At 53.8% G+C, this 340-nt stretch carries 1 pseudogene; it reads right to left on the bottom strand.

Annotated features, from left to right (window positions below):
* Positions 1 to 340, bottom strand: a pseudogene (locus O2S87_RS19005) (transposase); the annotation flags it as partial.

Genomic DNA, 340 nt, shown 5'->3' with positions numbered 1-340 from the left:
CGTAGAACCGCCACTCGTGAAGATCGATGGCAACATCGACGAACGCAGGAAGTCGACGCTGCGATCGAAGGACTTCGAACAACCGGTCACGGACGCCATCGAACTGGTCGTCGATGGCGTCCGTTGAGAGGTTTCGTAAGTGATACAAGAGTGATTTAGCGAGTGGGTTTCGAGCAGTGGACGTGACGTCGACTTGCTCGTCACGGTCAAGTTGGAGCGTTTTGCCACCCGTGTTTGCGAACTCGTGATCGAAGGCGATACGAGAGAGGATTTCGCCAAAATCCTCTCTCGTGTATTCACCGCACGGTTTCACATCGAAATCCAGTTCCGGGAACAGCAA

Source organism: Halohasta sp. A2, assembly GCF_056175805.1.
Note: the sequence above shows the minus strand (reverse complement) of the source record. Positions and strands in the feature narration are given on the sequence as shown.